This is a genomic window from Streptomyces sp. NBC_01171, assembly GCF_045039805.1.
In the GTDB taxonomy this organism is placed as follows: Bacteria; Actinomycetota; Actinomycetes; order Streptomycetales; family Streptomycetaceae; genus Streptomyces.
Genome location: NZ_CP108609.1, coordinates 2,745,857 through 2,759,869, shown reverse-complemented (window position 1 = coordinate 2,759,869; position 14,013 = coordinate 2,745,857). Strand labels below are relative to the sequence as shown.

At 70.6% G+C, this 14,013-nt stretch carries 14 protein-coding genes and 3 tRNA genes; 11 read left to right on the top strand and 6 right to left on the bottom strand.

The features are described 5' to 3' along the window. The first annotated feature begins 5 nt into the window (after positions 1–5). From OG448_RS12585 to OG448_RS12565, 5 genes are all read left to right on the top strand, one after another. Complete coding sequence (locus OG448_RS12585) at positions 6–1,634, top strand: NuoM family protein (RefSeq protein WP_405553555.1); 1,629 nt, start codon at positions 6–8, stop codon at positions 1,632–1,634. A gap of 92 nt (positions 1,635–1,726) precedes the next feature. Further along, positions 1,727–3,226 (top strand): NADH-quinone oxidoreductase subunit N, encoded by a 1,500-nt coding sequence (locus tag OG448_RS12580; protein WP_405558783.1) that lies wholly within the window; start codon positions 1,727–1,729, stop codon positions 3,224–3,226. Positions 3,227–3,371: 145 nt separating this feature from the next. Continuing rightward, a complete protein-coding gene (gene htpX / locus OG448_RS12575; RefSeq protein WP_405553554.1) occupies positions 3,372–4,235 on the top strand; it encodes a zinc metalloprotease HtpX in 864 nt (287 codons plus the stop codon). Further along, complete coding sequence (locus OG448_RS12570) at positions 4,232–4,630, top strand: YccF domain-containing protein (RefSeq protein ID WP_391295374.1); 399 nt, start codon at positions 4,232–4,234, stop codon at positions 4,628–4,630. The genes htpX and OG448_RS12570 overlap by 4 nt, the downstream gene beginning before the upstream one ends. Before the next feature lie 105 nt (positions 4,631–4,735). Continuing rightward, a complete protein-coding gene (locus OG448_RS12565) occupies positions 4,736–5,002 on the top strand; it encodes a GlsB/YeaQ/YmgE family stress response membrane protein (protein WP_391295372.1) in 267 nt (88 codons plus the stop codon). Between the two features lie 15 nt (positions 5,003–5,017). Here OG448_RS12565 and OG448_RS12560 read toward each other — a convergent pair whose 3' ends face one another. Both OG448_RS12560 and OG448_RS12555 read right to left on the bottom strand, forming a co-directional pair. Next, positions 5,018–5,278 (bottom strand): hypothetical protein, encoded by a 261-nt coding sequence (locus OG448_RS12560; RefSeq protein WP_030811588.1) that lies wholly within the window; start codon positions 5,276–5,278, stop codon positions 5,018–5,020. A 70-nt stretch (positions 5,279–5,348) separates the two neighbouring features. After that, positions 5,349–5,837, bottom strand: coding sequence for a YajQ family cyclic di-GMP-binding protein (locus OG448_RS12555; protein WP_135783670.1), 489 nt, complete (start codon positions 5,835–5,837; stop codon positions 5,349–5,351). A 193-nt stretch (positions 5,838–6,030) separates the two neighbouring features. On the opposite strand from OG448_RS12555, the gene OG448_RS12550 reads away from it, so the two are divergent. Then, positions 6,031–6,112: transfer RNA gene (locus OG448_RS12550), tRNA-Tyr, on the top strand. A 32-nt stretch (positions 6,113–6,144) separates the two neighbouring features. Here the strand turns inward: OG448_RS12550 and OG448_RS12545 are convergent. Continuing rightward, positions 6,145–9,315, bottom strand: coding sequence for a tetratricopeptide repeat protein (locus tag OG448_RS12545; RefSeq protein ID WP_405553551.1), 3,171 nt, complete (start codon positions 9,313–9,315; stop codon positions 6,145–6,147). 220 nt (positions 9,316–9,535) lie between these two features. Further along, positions 9,536–10,093 (bottom strand): lamin tail domain-containing protein, encoded by a 558-nt coding sequence (locus OG448_RS12540; protein ID WP_405553549.1) that lies wholly within the window; start codon positions 10,091–10,093, stop codon positions 9,536–9,538. 385 nt (positions 10,094–10,478) lie between these two features. On the opposite strand from OG448_RS12540, the gene OG448_RS12535 reads away from it, so the two are divergent. Further along, on the top strand, positions 10,479–10,691 hold the full coding sequence (locus tag OG448_RS12535) for a hypothetical protein (RefSeq protein ID WP_405553547.1): 213 nt from the start codon (positions 10,479–10,481) through the stop codon (positions 10,689–10,691). Between the two features lie 38 nt (positions 10,692–10,729). Here OG448_RS12535 and OG448_RS12530 read toward each other — a convergent pair whose 3' ends face one another. Together OG448_RS12530 and OG448_RS12525 are read right to left on the bottom strand one after the other, a co-directional pair. Beyond that, on the bottom strand, positions 10,730–11,386 hold the full coding sequence (locus OG448_RS12530) for an SDR family oxidoreductase (RefSeq protein WP_405553545.1): 657 nt from the start codon (positions 11,384–11,386) through the stop codon (positions 10,730–10,732). A gap of 158 nt (positions 11,387–11,544) precedes the next feature. Beyond that, positions 11,545–12,783, bottom strand: coding sequence for an amidohydrolase family protein (locus OG448_RS12525; RefSeq protein ID WP_405553543.1), 1,239 nt, complete (start codon positions 12,781–12,783; stop codon positions 11,545–11,547). 231 nt (positions 12,784–13,014) lie between these two features. Between OG448_RS12525 and OG448_RS12520 the strand changes: the two genes are divergently transcribed. From OG448_RS12520 to OG448_RS12505, 4 genes are all read left to right on the top strand, one after another. Beyond that, a tRNA-Thr gene (locus OG448_RS12520) sits at positions 13,015–13,087 on the top strand. A gap of 46 nt (positions 13,088–13,133) precedes the next feature. Beyond that, positions 13,134–13,206 (top strand) — tRNA-Met (locus tag OG448_RS12515). A gap of 90 nt (positions 13,207–13,296) precedes the next feature. Further along, positions 13,297–13,461 (top strand): 50S ribosomal protein L33, encoded by a 165-nt coding sequence (rpmG, locus tag OG448_RS12510; protein WP_003948671.1) that lies wholly within the window; start codon positions 13,297–13,299, stop codon positions 13,459–13,461. A gap of 98 nt (positions 13,462–13,559) precedes the next feature. Beyond that, positions 13,560–14,012, top strand: a complete 453-nt coding sequence (locus OG448_RS12505; RefSeq protein WP_135789383.1) for a MaoC family dehydratase N-terminal domain-containing protein — start codon at positions 13,560–13,562, stop codon at positions 14,010–14,012. Position 14,013: the final 1 nt, after the last annotated feature.

The window sequence follows — 14,013 nt, the reverse complement described above, 5'->3', positions numbered from 1 at the left end:
CGGGCGTGATCGGTATCAGCGAATCAGTGATGCAGTTCCTTCTGGCGTTCGTCGTCGCCGTGCCGCTCCTCGGCGCGGCCGCCGCCCTTCTGCCCTCCCGCCCGTCACCCGACCACCGCCCCTCAACGAGCCGCTCCGCGGCGCCCCTTCCAGTCACCGGACTGAAGGGGAAGTCCCCCGGCCAGGCCGTGCTCCGGCACGGCGTGACCGTGACCGGTGTGGTCCTCATCGCCGCGATCGTCCTGGCGCTCGGCTTCGACCACGACCACCCCTCGAAGATGCAGGCCACGACCGACATCAGTTGGATTCCCGCACTCCATGTGCGCATCCACCTCGGCATCGACGGCATCTCCCTCCCCCTTCTCCTCCTGACCGCGCTGCTGACCTTCCTCTGCGCGCTCTACTCCTACTTCAAGCCGCCCGCGGGGCCCTCCCCGAAGGCGTTCACCGCCCTGGTCCTGCTGCTCGAAGGGGGCACCCTCGCCTCCTTCGCCGTGCTCGACCTCGTCCTCTTCTTCCTGGCCTTCGAGACCGTGCTGGTCCCGATGTACTTCCTCATCGCCCGATGGGGCGGCGAGGGCCGGACCCGGGCCGCGTGGAAGTTCATCCTGTACACGCTGCTCGGTTCGGTGATCATGCTGCTCGGCCTGCTCCTGATCGGGATCAAAGCGGGCACTTTCGACATGGTGGCACTCGCCACTGACAACGGCCGGTCCCTGACCACATCCGTGCAGGTCGTCGCCGTTCTGGCGATCGGCATCGGGCTCGCCGTGAAGGCCCCGATGTGGCCCCTGCACAGTTGGCTGCCGGACGCCCACACCGCCGCCCCGACCGTCGGCTCGGTACTGCTCGCCGGCGTCCTGCTGAAGATGGGCACGTACGGGTTCGTCCGCATCCTGCTCCCGGTCGCGCCCGACGGTTTCCGGGTCTTCGCGCCCTACCTCGCCGCGTTCGCCGTGGTCGGGATCATCTACGGGTCCCTGGCCTGCCTCTCGCTGGCCAGGCGGGGCGCCAAGGGCGACCTGAAGCGGCTGATCGCCTACTCCTCGGTCGGCCACATGGGTTTCGTGCTGCTCGGCATCTCCACCATGACCCCGACCGGCGTCAACGGCGCCCTGTTCGCCAACATCGCCCACGGCCTCATCACCGGCCTGCTGTTCTTCCTGGTCGGTGCCCTGAAGGACCGCACCGGCAGCACCGACCTCGACACCCTGGCCGCGCACAGCGGCGGCGCCCTCTACGGAAGGGCCCCGCGCCTCGGCGGGCTGCTCGCCTTCGGCGCCGTCGCCTCGCTGGGGCTGCCCGGACTCGCCGGATTCTGGGGCGAGATGCTCGCCCTGTTCGGCGCGTTCCAGCCCGCCGCCGGGCTCAACCGGGCCGCCTACCTGGTCTTCCTGGCCATCGGCGCCTTCGGCACCCTGCTGACCGCCGCGTACCTGCTGGTCGTGGTCCGCCGCGTCTGCATGGGCGACCCGCGCCAGGACCTGCCCGAACTCGCCGACGTACGGGGCTACGAGTTCGCCGCCTGGACCCCGCTCGTCGTCCTCACCGTCCTCGCCGGACTCTGGCCCAGGGCCCTGCTCGGCCTCAGCGACCCGGCCGTGCAGCAGCTCCTCGCAGGAGGCACCCGATGACCGCCCTGCCCCAGTTCCCCGGCGGCCACCCGGCCGAGTACGCGCTGCACACGGCGTCCCAGGCCGCCGTGGAGCACTTGGCCGCACCGGCGGTGAACGCGCTGATCCAGTCCGTCGACTGGCTGGCCATCGCCCCGCCCGTCATCGTCGCCGTCATGGCCCTCGCCGTGCTCGTCACCGATCTGTTCCTGCCCGAGGGCCGCAAGCCGCTCCTGGGCTGGCTCTCCGTCGCCGGCCTGGCCGCGGCCGCGCTCATGCTGCTGCCGCTCCTGGACGGCGACCGCGCCACCTTCTGCCTGACCGGCTCCACGCGCGCGTGCAGCTACACCGCCGACCACTTCACGATCGTCATCCAGTTCCTCGTCCTCGGCGGCGCCCTGCTCGCGGCCCTGCTGTCCGTGACCGGCGTCCAGGACGACCGGCGGCGCGTCCCGGCCGGGGAGTTCTGGTTCCTGCTGCTCTCCTCGGCGGCCGGCGCCGCCCTGCTCCCCGCCTCCCGCGACCTCGCCACCCTGATCGTCGCCCTGGAGGTCGCCTCCCTGCCCGCCTTCGCCCTGGTCGGCATCCGGCACGGCGAGGCGCGCTCGGCCGAGGCCGCCCTGAAGTTCTTCCTCTCCTCGGTCACCGCCACCGCCGTGAGCCTGATGGGCGTCAGCTTCGTCTACGCCGCCACCGGCACCCTGCACCTCACCGAGATCGCCCGGCGCCTGCCCCAGGTCGACGGCCAGCTCCACACCCTCGTCCAGACCGGCGTCGTCCTCACCCTGGTCGGCTTCGCCTTCAAGACCGCCGCCGTGCCCTTCCACTTCTGGGTCCCCGAGACCTATGTGGGCGCGCCGCTCCCGGTCGCCGCCTACCTCTCGGTCGTCGGCAAGGCGGTCGGCTTCTCCGGCCTGATCCTCGTCACCGTGATCGCCTTCCCGTCCTACGCCGACGTCTGGGGCCCCGCCCTCGCCGTCCTGGCCGCGCTCACCATGACCGCGGGCAACGCCGGTGCCCTCCGGCAGCGGGCCACGCGCGCGTACAGCGCCGTACGCCTCCTCGCCTGGTCCTCCATCGGCCAGGCCGGCTACCTCCTGGTGCCGATCGCCGCCGCCGGGTACACGCGGGACGGCCAGAAGGCGATCGGCTCCACCGTCGCCTACGCCCTGATGTACGCCGCCGTGAACCTCGGCGCCTTCGCGGTGGCCGCCCTGGTGGGCCGTACGAAGCGGCTCAACCGGATCAGCGACTACCGGGGCCTGTACGCCACCAACCCCGTCACCGCCGTCCTCCTGGCCTTCTTCCTGCTGTGCCTGGCCGGCCTCCCGCCGGGCGTGATCGGGCTGTTCGCCAAGGTCACGGTGTTCTCGGCGGCCGTGGACGCCGGGCTCGGCTGGCTCGCCGTGGTCATGGCCGTCAACGTCGTGGTCGCGCTCTACTACTACCTCCGGTGGACGGCCCTGCTGTTCCGCGCCCCCGAGGGCGAGCCCGTACGGCACCGCGTCCCCGCCCCCCTCACCGTCGCGCTCGCCCTCACCGCGGCCGTCGGCGTGATTCTCTCGGGCGCCCCCCAGCTGGTGCTGCGCTTCGCCGCCACGACCCTCTTCTGACGGGCGCGGCCGGCCCCCCTCACTCGTACGGGTGTCCGCGCCACCGCGCCCACCTGGGAACTCGCGGCCTTCGCCTGGCGTTGTCCTGAGCGGGAGGGTCCACTGGACCGAAGGGTTCCCGCGCCGCACGATTTGGAGGGCCAGGGTGCACCGCCGGCACAACGGGCTCAGGACCGCAGTACTCCTCGGGGCACTGTCGGCGATCATCATCGTCATCGGCAGCCTCTTCGGCCGGACAGGGCTGATCATCGCGATCCTGGTGGCGCTCGGCACGAACGCGTACGCGTACTGGAACAGCGACAAGCTGGCCCTGCGCGCGATGCGGGCGCGACCGGTGAGCGAGTTCGAGGCGCCAGAGCTGTACCGGATCGTGCGCGAGCTCTCCACGCAGGCCCGCCAGCCCATGCCCCGGCTGTACATCTCGCCGACGGAGGCGCCCAACGCCTTCGCCACCGGCCGCAACCCGCGCCACGCGGCCGTCTGCTGCACCGAGGGCATCCTGCGCCTGCTCGACCCGCGCGAGCTGCGCGGTGTCCTCGGCCACGAGCTGAGCCACGTCTACAACCGGGACATCCTCATCTCGTCCGTGGCCGGCGCCCTCGCCTCAGTGATCATGTTCTTGGTCAACTTCGCGTGGCTGATCCCGGTCGGCCGCTCGGACGACGACGAGGGTCCGGGCCTGATCGGCATGCTGCTGACCATGCTCCTCGGCCCGATCGCGGCCACCCTCATCCAGATGGCCGTCAGCCGCTCCCGGGAGTACGAGGCGGACGCGTCCGGCGCCCAGCTCACCGGCGACCCGCTGGCCCTCGCGTCGGCGCTGCACAAGCTGGAGAGCGGCACCCAGCAGCTCCCGCTGCCCCCGGAGCCGCGCATCGAGACCGCCAGCCACATGATGATCGCCAACCCGTTCCGGCCCGGCCAGGGACTGTCGCGGATGTTCTCCACGCACCCGCCCATGGCCGAGCGGATCGCCCGACTGGAGAAGATGGCAGGTCGAAACCGGTGAAGACCCTACTGAACATCATCTGGCTCGTCCTGAGCGGCTTCTGGCTGTTCCTCGGCTACCTGCTCGCCGGCGTGCTGCTGTGCGTCACGATCATCGGCATCCCCTTCGGGGTGGCCGCCTTCCGCATCGGCGTCTACGCCCTGTGGCCCTTCGGGTACACCACCGTCGAGCGCCGGGAGGCGGGCGCGCCGTCGTGCGTCGGCAATGTGCTCTGGCTGGTGCTGGCGGGATGGTGGCTGGCGCTGGCCCACATCACCACGGGCATCGCGCTGTGCCTGACGATCATCGGTATCCCGTTCGGCATCGCCAACTTCAAACTGATCCCGGTCTCGCTGCTCCCGCTGGGCCGCGAGATCGTCCGCACGGACGAGCCGTTCGGCGCGCGCGTCGCCTGAGGCAACCGGAACCCGCCCGAGCGGCGTCCTGGCAGGGGACAAGGCACACCGGCTTCTTACGCGGCCAGGGTGTGCGGACGGGGCGCGGAAGGGCAGGTTCCTGGCATGAGCATTCTCGGTTGGATCATCCTGGGCCTGCTGGCCGGAGCCATTGCCAAGCTGCTGCTGCCGGGGCGTGACCCGGGAGGCTTCATCGGCACGACCCTGATCGGCGTCGCGGGCGCGTTCCTCGGCGGCTGGATCTCCTCACGCTGGCTGGACCACCCGGTCTCGAAGCACTTCTACGACGGCGCGACGTGGGCGGCCGCGATCGGCGGCTCGCTGGTGCTGCTGATCCTTTACCGGGTGATCTTCGGCAACTCGCGGGACTGAGCGCTTTTCCGAAGGTCAGTCCTCGGAGCGCCGCTCACTGCGATGCGTGCCGCGGGCCAGCTCCTGGAGGATCTCGTGCTCGGACCGCCGCGTCGTACGGGCCAGCGTGTGCAGCAGCGCCGCGCACAGGGCCGCCGTACCGTCCAGCAGCGTGTCCGTCGCCCCGGGGTCCTCCTGCCGCCGCTCCTCCAGATACTCCGTCAGGAGCTCGTCCCCGGAGACATAGGCAGTCATGAACTCGATACCGGTGCGCACACGGTCGTAGTCACTGCTCATGCGGGAACGATCGCACATGCCGAGCCCCGCCGCCGGGGAAGCCGGGGCGGGGCGGGGTGCGCTGCCGGTACTACCGGTAGTTCACGAACTGGAGCGCGAAGTCGAAGTCCTTGCCCTTGAGCAGGGCGATGATGGCCTGGAGGTCGTCGCGGCTCTTGGAGCTGACGCGCAGCTCCTCGCCCTGGACCTGCGCCTTGACGCCCTTGGGGCCCTCGTCGCGGATGATCTTCGCCACCTTCTTGGCGTTGTCCTGGGAGATGCCCTCCTCGATGGACGCGAAGATCTTGTACTCCTTGCCGGACAGCTGGGGCTCGCCCGCGTCCAGCGCCTTCAGCGAGATGCCGCGCTTGATCAGCTTGGACTCGAAGACGTCGAGCACGGCCTTCACCCGGTCCTCGGAGTTGGCCTCCATGAGGATCTTCTCGCCGGACCACGAGATCGAGGCGCCCACGCCCTTGAAGTCGTAGCGCTGCGAGATCTCCTTGGCGGTCTGGTTGAGGGCGTTGTCGACCTCCTGCCGCTCGACCTTCGAGACGATGTCGAAACTGGAGTCGGCCATGTCCTGTGGCTCCTTGCATCGGGGGCGGAACGGGGTGCGGACCGTCCGGCCGCACCGCATCCGCCCCAGCCTAGCCACCCCCGGCCCCCGAGGACGGCGATCAACCGGGTGGCGGAGCACCCCCGCGCATCAGGTATTGTTTACGTCGTTGCCAGGGAGCACCGCCAAGGCGGACCCCCTTCCAACAACCCCCGGCGGTGTGCCCGAGCGGCCAAAGGGAGCAGACTGTAAATCTGCCGGCTCAGCCTTCCCAGGTTCGAATCCTGGCGCCGCCACACGGGAAACTCAGGGCCCGTGACCTGCTAACTCAGCAGGTCACGGGCCCTTGGTCATGTTCCAGGGCTGTCCGCAGCCGTTCCGCGAAGGCGGACAGGGGCTCTTCCGAGGCCGGAACCACGTCTCGCAGCGTCAGCATCACCGTGTGGAGTTCGTGGAGCTCCCCGCGGTTCGGGTGGGCGTGCAGGAACGCGGTGAGGTGCGTCTCGGCGTCCGTCCATGCGGACAGCAGACAGTGGACGAGGACCAGGTTGCCCCGAGCCGCGACCCGATGGCGGTCATCCTCGCCGGCATCGGAGGAGCAGAGCTCTGTCGAACGCCGGCACTCGTTCTCGTGCCCCTGGTCACCGGAGAGGAAGAGTACGACCGCCTTCTCGTAGTGCGCCCAGCCGTCCTCCGGGCGGATCTCGATCGCGCGGGTGAGATCCGCCAGAGCCTCTTCGATGTGCCCCAGCAGTCGGTGGGTGACGCCACGGTTGGTGAGGGAGAAGGGACTCGCGGGCGCGAGTTCGAGGGCTCGGTCGAAGTGGGTGAGTGCCTCGTGGTGCCGACCCGACAGGCGCAGGACGTAGCCGCGTTCCGCGTGGAGCATCGCGGTGGCCGGGTCCAGGTCGATCGCCCGGGCAAGGTCCGCGATGGCCTCGTCCCATCGCGCAAGCGCGCGGTGCGAGCGGCCGCGGGAGAGGAAGTACCACGCCTTGGGGCTGATCTCGATGACGTGCGTGTAGTCGGCCACGGCGTCCTCGTAGCGACCCATCGCGTGCCGGGTCTGAGCCCGGTTGACGCGAGGCCATGTGTCCTCCGGGCCGAGTTCGATGGCGCGACCGTAATCGGTCAATGCCTTCTCGTACTCCTTGAGGTCCCGGTGGAGGTTCCCCCGGTTGGTCAGGGCCCACGCGTACGCGGGGTCGATCTCCAGGGCGCGCGTGTAGTCGGCCAGCGCTTCCTGGTGCTGCCTCGTCGCGTGGTACGTCTGGCCGCGGTTGACGTACGCCCACTTGTAGTCCGGGTCGATCTCGACGGCCCGGTGGTGGTCGGCCAGTGCCTCCTCGTACCTCTTCAGGTTTCGGTAGATGATTCCGCGATTCGTCAAAGCCCATGTGTACGTGGGGTCGATCTCGATGGCCCGCGTGTAGTCGGCCAGTGCCTCTTGGTCCATTCCCATCTGGTCATGCGTCTGGCCGCGGCTCGCCAAGGACCACGCGTCGTCGGGGTCGAGTTCTATGGCCCGACCGAACTCACTGAGCGCTTCCTCGTACCGCTTGGCCATACGGAAGGTCTCGCCGCGGTACTTGATGCTCCATTTGTTGCCGGGCTCGATCTCGATGGCGCGGTCGAATTCGGTGAGCGCCGCCTCGTACCGGCCCATGGCCAGATAGGTCTGGCCGCGGCTGCGGAGGGCCCAGGGCACCGTGGGCTCCAGTTCGATGGCCCGGTCGAGGTCGGCGAGCGCCTCCTCGTACCGCCGCGCACGGCGAAAGGCCTCGCCGCGCCCCCGGATGGCTCGGGGCGTCGGATCGAGTTCGATCGCCCTGGTGTACTCGGTGGCTGATTGCTCGTAGTCGCCGTCCCGGCGGCTCTCCCAGCCCCGGATCGTGTGCACGAGGCTCTGGCCCGAGGCGTCCAGGTTGCCTCGGGAGAGGAGCAACGCCAGCACGGCCGCGCCGGGTTGAGGCTCCTCCAGGGCGGCAGCGATGTCCCGGCCCCACTTCCGTACGAGCGGCGCGTCCGCGTCCTGGCCGGCCCGCGACAGGGTCTGGGTCCACCGGCGCAACGTGGTGATGTCGTGGTCGTAGGCGTCGACCAGTTCACGAAGGGCGGCGGGCAGGGCGGCGTGATGGTCCCCGCACAGCCGGTGGTAGGTCTCCTGGAGCTTGTGGCCGCGCCAGCGCTCGTCCTCCCACGGGTCGTCGGTGGACGAAAGGTCCCCCTCCAGTTCGCGGCACCGCTGCCGAAACGCCTCCGCCAGGGCGCTGTGCTGCTCCTTCCAGCGCTGCGGGGACTGCTGACGCTGGAGGCGGAGCATCGCCGAGCGCACCACGTCGTGGTAGTGCCCGCGGCCGGCGCGGTGGATGAAGAAGGGGCGGGTGCGGAGCCAACTGAACTCCTCCCGGGCCTGCTCGTCCTCCACCACCGTGCGGTAGACGTCCTCGTCCACCTCCTGCGGCAGCGCACACGCCAGAGCGGCGGCACGACGGGCCGGGTTCGTCTCCCACTTGAGGAATCGCTCCACGGCCGTGTCGCTGGGGTCGCCCACTTCCGTGACGCTGGAGGGATGGGCGTCCGCCAGGGTCGAGACCAGGACGGGCAGCCTCCCCGAGAGCTCCAGGATCGCCTCGACGACCTTGGCGTCGGTGATCTCCTTGGCGGCCAGGAGTTGACGGGCCTCCGTGTCGGTGAACACCTCCAGTGGCAGGTCGGTGACCAGGTCGAGCCAGTCGCCCCAGCACTGGGCGTCCAGTTGGGGCTGCCCCGCCAGCACGACCAGCACGTTGGCGGGCATCTGCCCGTACCGCTCGGTCACCAGGATGTCGCGTAACCACGCGTCCAGCAGCGGCCCGGTGCGTTCGTAGGTGTCGAAGAAGAGCACGAGCCACGGCCGCCGCGCGGCGGCCTCTGTCAGGCCCTTCAGGAAGACCGGGGTGAGCACTTGAAGGGGCGACAGGACCAGTTGGACGTCTTCAGGGCTGCGGAGACGGTTGCTCAGCAGCGCCTTGAACCGGTCGGCCCTCGCGGCGACCTGATTCGGGTCGACGGCACCGGTGAAGGCCCCCACGCCGGGAATCATGCCCAGCCCCACGAGCGCCAGTTGCGAGCCGATCATGCTGGACGGGGACGGCGCCGGCGGCTCGTTGCCCTGGCCGGGCTCCGCCGCGCCGGCAAGCATCTCGCCCGCGCTCGTACTGGCCTCGTGCCGACGCTGGCGATAGGTGGACAGCAGTTTGTCGAAAGCCTTGAGTTCTCCGCCCTGTTGCGAGACCTGGGCACTGATCGACTCCATGGCCTCGATGGCATCGGCCACCGACTCGTCGACGTAGGCGGTGACGGCCGACGTCTCGCGGGCCGCCGATTCCAACTGCCTGACCAGCGTGGACTTCCCCACACCGGCCGGGCCATGGATGTGGAAGAGGAAGTTGGCCGCCTCGTCGGGCGGCTGGCGCAGGGCCTCATCGAAGGCGGCCTGCTCCTGCCGGCGCCCCACCAGGCTGCTCCGACGGCGCCTGCGGATCAGCTCCTGTCGGGAAATCCCCCGCCCCGTCACCGGCAACCCCCTCGCAGTGGCCCGACGCGTCGTCCGCACCATGCTCTCCCAAGCCAGGCCCGCTGTCTCCAGGACGGACCACGACAACAACCGGCGCGGACCCCCCAGAAGGGTCCGCGCCGGTCGTGGTGAGTCCGGGCCCGCCCGTCAGGGCGCCGGATCAGCGGCGGTGGTGACCCCAGCCGTCGTGACCGCGGCCGTCGTGGCCGCGGTTGTCGTGGCCCCGGCCCTCGTGGCCCCGGTTGTCGTCGTCGCGGTGGTTGCGCTCGCCCCACGTCACGCTGTCCACCACGCGGCGGAAGTCGTTGCGGAGGGTCGCGGTGTCGCGGCGGTTGTCCCAGACGTAGTTGCGGCGGTCCTGGAAGAGGTCGCGGGCGGTGTCGCGGCCGACGCCCGTGTGGACGCGGACGGTCTGGTGGCCGCCGAGGCTGAAGTGGCGGAAGGTGTAGGAGACCCCGCGCTGGTCCTCCGTCAGCCTCCAGCCGTCGAGGTTCACGCGGTGGCGGGAGTTGTTGGTGACCTCAACCCACTCGTTGTTGAGGGAGCGGTTGGAGCCGTTGTCCCAGCCGGGGGAGTCGTACTGCACGCGGCTGATCTCGACGTTCTCGCGGTGAGAGCGGTCCGCGGCGGTGGCCGGCAGGGCCGCCGCTCCGACCAGCGCCCCGGCAGCGAGAGCGGCGGCGGCCAGGCGACGGGCGGTCACGGAAGACGATGTCACAGGGTCTCCTGCAAGGTGCGGGCACCCGCCCACGGGACAACCTGGGCGGAAAGCGTGCGGTGTGCGGATGGCGACCTGCTGGCCGCGCAGACACCACTTTGGCGGGATGCGGAGGAGATGTGGTGGAAACGTGAACCGTGTTACCGATCGACCATGTTTCCGTGACTCTTGGCTGTAACGTCCATTCATAGGAAGAATGCACCAAGTTGACGCCCCGAAACGGGCACGACCCTTGTGATCACTGAGCAGAAGCGTTCTTTCGCCAGGTCACGCCACCCCGGCCACGCCGGACGCGTCACCCGAAAGTGAGTAACAGCCCTGGCAGACCCTCGGAGCCCCGCCAGACCCGCAGGGCCTTGTCAGACCCGCAGGGCACACTGGTGCCATGTCCGCGCGCCGCAGAACCTGTCCCGTGTGCCACCGCGAGATCGCCGTCGTCGCCGGCCGCTTCGCGCGCCACGACCCGCCGGGCGCGCGGGAGAACCAGGAGATGGTCTCCTGCGCGGGCTCCCGGCAGCACGCCCAGATCGGCGCGGCCCAGCCCACGCTGGACGGTTACGTCGTCCCCGACTTCCCTGGCCAGCTCCCGCTGTTCTGAGCCACCCAGGGCGCCGGAAAGCCCCGCTGCGAGCCCCTTCAGTTCCCCGCGACCGCCTTCACCGCCACCGCGACCGGCACCGACCCCTCGATCAGCTCCAGCGTCAGCCCCGCCGTCGACGAGGTTTCCACCAGCTCCGCCAGCACCGCCGCCACGTCGTCCCGCGGGACCGACCCCCGCCCGGTGTGCGCCGCCAGCTTGACCAGCCCCGTGCCCGGCTCGTCCGTCAGTGAACCGGGGCGCAGGATCGTCCAGTCGAGGGCGTCCTGCGCGGTGACGTACGCGTCCGCCTCGCCCTTGGCCCGCAGGTACACGTCGAAGACCTCGGTACCGGTGTGCGCGGGGTCCGCGCCCATCGAGGACACCACCACGAACCGGCGCACCCCGGCCCGCACCGCCGCGTCGGCGAACAGCATCGCCGCGCCCTTGTCCACCGTCTCCTTGCGCTCCGTACCGCTGCCCGGACCGGCGCCGGCCGCGAACACGGCGGCGTCGGCGCCCCGCAGCGCCTCCGCGACCTCCTCCACCGACGCGGACTCCAGGTCCAGCAGGACCGGGTCGGCACCGGCCGCCCGCAGATCCGCCGCCTGTTCCGGCTTGCGGATGATGCCCGCGACCTCGTCCCCACGCGCCGAGAGCAGCCGCTCCAGCCGCAGCGCGATCTGACCATGACCTCCAGCTATGACAATGCGCATGGCTACGACCGTACGCCCGCCGCGACCCATCCGCCCCACGAGCCCGCCCCGCCCCGAGAACGTCCCCCCGAGGGACCACGGCGCACGACGGCAACCGGGGGCGCACACGGCACCCACCCGTGCCACCAGTGGGACAACTCCCGGTGGATAAAACGCTGTTACGACAGCCTCTTGCGCCCCTGCCGGGGCAGGCCCAGCTCCGCCTCGGCCGCCGAGTTGCAGTACTCCCGCACCGCACTGGTCCGGGCCACCACCCGCCCCCGGTGCACGACGATCCTGCTGTACGCCAGCGACAGCGCCCCCGCCAGCTCGTCCCCGCGCACCGCCAGCAGCTCCGCCGGGAACCCGGCCTCCACCCGCACCTCCGGCAGACCCAGCATCGCCCGCGCCGACGCGCTCACCGTGTCGTAGGCGTCGGCCGGGCGCATCCCGTGGCTGGACGCGAGGAGGTACGCCGCCTCCAGGGGGTCGCCCCGGCCCACCGGGTTGGCCGTGTCCCGCAGCGCGCCGCTGCCCGCCGCGACGCGCACCCCGGCCGCGCGCAGCAGCCGTACCGGGGCGGTGCCCCGGCGGTCGGTGCCGGCGCAGCCGCCCTGGGGGAGGCAGACCACCGCGATCCCGGCGGCCGCGAGCCGGTCCGCGACGCGGTGCGCGGTCTCGGCCGGCAGCCGGGTGAGGGCCGCGCACGGGCCGAGGGTCACACCGGGACGCAGGCCCCCCGCCATCGCCGCGAGCCGGGACAGCCGCGCCGAGTCCGCCGCGTCGGTGTGCAGGTCGACCGGGCAGCCCTGCTCGGTGGCCACCTCCAGCACCGCCTCCACATAGCCGGTGGGGTCGGGGTCCAGGTCGGGGCAGCCACCCACCGCGGAGGCGCCCATCTTCACCGCGTCCCGCAGCATCGCCAGCCCGTCCGCACCGGCCACCCCGGTCAGCAGTCTGGGCATCGCCACCGTGGTCAGCTCCGCGAGCCCGCGCAGCGAACGGCGGGCCTGGAGCACCGCCTCCAGCGCGCCGAGCCCCTGCACGTCGCCGATCCGCACGTGGGCCCGTACCGCCGTCGCGCCGTGGCCGAGCTGGAGCAGGGTCGCCTCGGTCACTCTGCGTTGCACCTCCTCGGGAGCGGGGGAGGGCGGCCCGGGGAGTTCGGCGGTGAGGCAGGTGTCGCCATGGGCGTGCGGCTCGGCGGGGGCCGGGAGCAGCAGGTAGCCGCGCAGGTCGACCCGGGGGGCGCCGGCGCGGGCCGGGCCGCGTGCCAGGGTGCCTGCCGTGCCGACCGCCTCGATGCGGCCGCCGCCCAGCCGTACGTCCACCGTCCGCCCGTCGGTGAGCCGCGCCCCGCACAGCACGAGGGCGCCCTGGTCGGGGGCGGGAGGAGGCTGTTGCCGGCTGTCGGGCATCGGGCGCTCGGACTCCAGAGGCGGGGGGACACGGAGCAAGATCACGCAGAGTGTCCGAGCGTAGGGTCGGCGGCCGTGCGGACGGCGTAGGAGGGCAATAGTCGTACCGGCGTGGCACGGGGCTTCCGGGGGTGCCGGAGCGGCCTCAGAGGCCCGGGAGACGGCCCGCGATGGGCGCCCGGATACGGATTTGGGCGATCGGCGGCGGACCGTGTAATGTCTTCCTCGCTCGCCCCAATAGCTCAGTCGGCAGAGCGTCTCCATGGTAAGGAGAAGGTCAACGGTTCGATTCCGTTTTGGGGCTCTGGTGTGAGAGGTACCCGTCGCAAGGCGGGTTCCGATCTCATCAAAGCGGTGTAGCTCAGTCGGTAGAGCAAGCGGCTCATAATCGCTGTGTCACCGGTTCAAGTCCGGTCACCGCTACTGACAGTAGCCGATTGCGGGGTCGGTCCTTCGATCGGCTACTCTTACATGCGTTGAACTAGCCCATCCGTTCGTCCTAGGAGCACTCACGTGGCTGCCACCGACGTCCGCCCGAAGATCACGCTGGCCTGCGTGGAGTGCAAGGAGCGGAACTACATCACCAAGAAGAACCGGCGTAACAACCCGGATCGTCTGGAGATGAAGAAGCACTGCCCGCGTTGCAATGCGCACACCGCGCACCGCGAAACGCGATAATTTCAGGCTCGTACTTGAGGTCGCCCCCGGCACTATGGGGGGCGGCCTCAAGTCGTTTTCTCAAGCGTTGTTCCGCTAGACCAGGAGGTACCGGGCCCATGGCGCTCGACCAGTCCTTCGTGGGGCGTACCTACCCGCCCACCGAGCCCTACGAGGTGGGCCGGGAGAAGATCCGCGAGTTCGCCGAGGCCGTCGGCGACACCAACCCGGCGTACCGCGACCCGGAAGCCGCCAAGGCGTACGGGCACGCCGATGTGATCGCCCCGCCGACCTTCGTGTTCTCCATCACCTTCCGCGCCGCCGGACAGGTCGTCGAGGACCCCCAGCTCGGCCTGGACTACAGCCGCGTGGTGCACGGCGACCAGAAGTTCGCCTACACCCGCCCGGTGCGCGCCGGTGACCGGCTCACCGTCACCTCCACCATCGAGGCCATCAAGTCCATGGCGGGCAACGACATCCTGGACATCCGGGGTGAGGTGCACGACGCGTCCGGCGAGCACGTGGTGACCGCCTGGACCAAGCTGGTGGCCCGCGCGGCCGAGGAGGTCTGAG

What these genes read in the sequence shown, in the direction of transcription:
- OG448_RS12565 (WP_391295372.1), top strand. Translation starts at nt 4,736, where the DNA reads ATGAGCATTCTCGGTTGGATCATCCTGGGCCTGCTGGCCGGAGCCATT.
- OG448_RS12560 (WP_030811588.1), bottom strand. Translation starts at nt 5,278, where the DNA reads ATGAGCAGTGACTACGACCGTGTGCGCACCGGTATCGAGTTCATGACT.
- OG448_RS12555 (WP_135783670.1), bottom strand. Translation starts at nt 5,837, where the DNA reads ATGGCCGACTCCAGTTTCGACATCGTCTCGAAGGTCGAGCGGCAGGAG.
- OG448_RS12535 (WP_405553547.1), top strand. Translation starts at nt 10,479, where the DNA reads ATGTCCGCGCGCCGCAGAACCTGTCCCGTGTGCCACCGCGAGATCGCC.
- OG448_RS12530 (WP_405553545.1), bottom strand. Translation starts at nt 11,386, where the DNA reads ATGCGCATTGTCATAGCTGGAGGTCATGGTCAGATCGCGCTGCGGCTG.
- OG448_RS12525 (WP_405553543.1), bottom strand. Translation starts at nt 12,783, where the DNA reads ATGCCCGACAGCCGGCAACAGCCTCCTCCCGCCCCCGACCAGGGCGCC.
- OG448_RS12505 (WP_135789383.1), top strand. Translation starts at nt 13,560, where the DNA reads ATGGCGCTCGACCAGTCCTTCGTGGGGCGTACCTACCCGCCCACCGAG.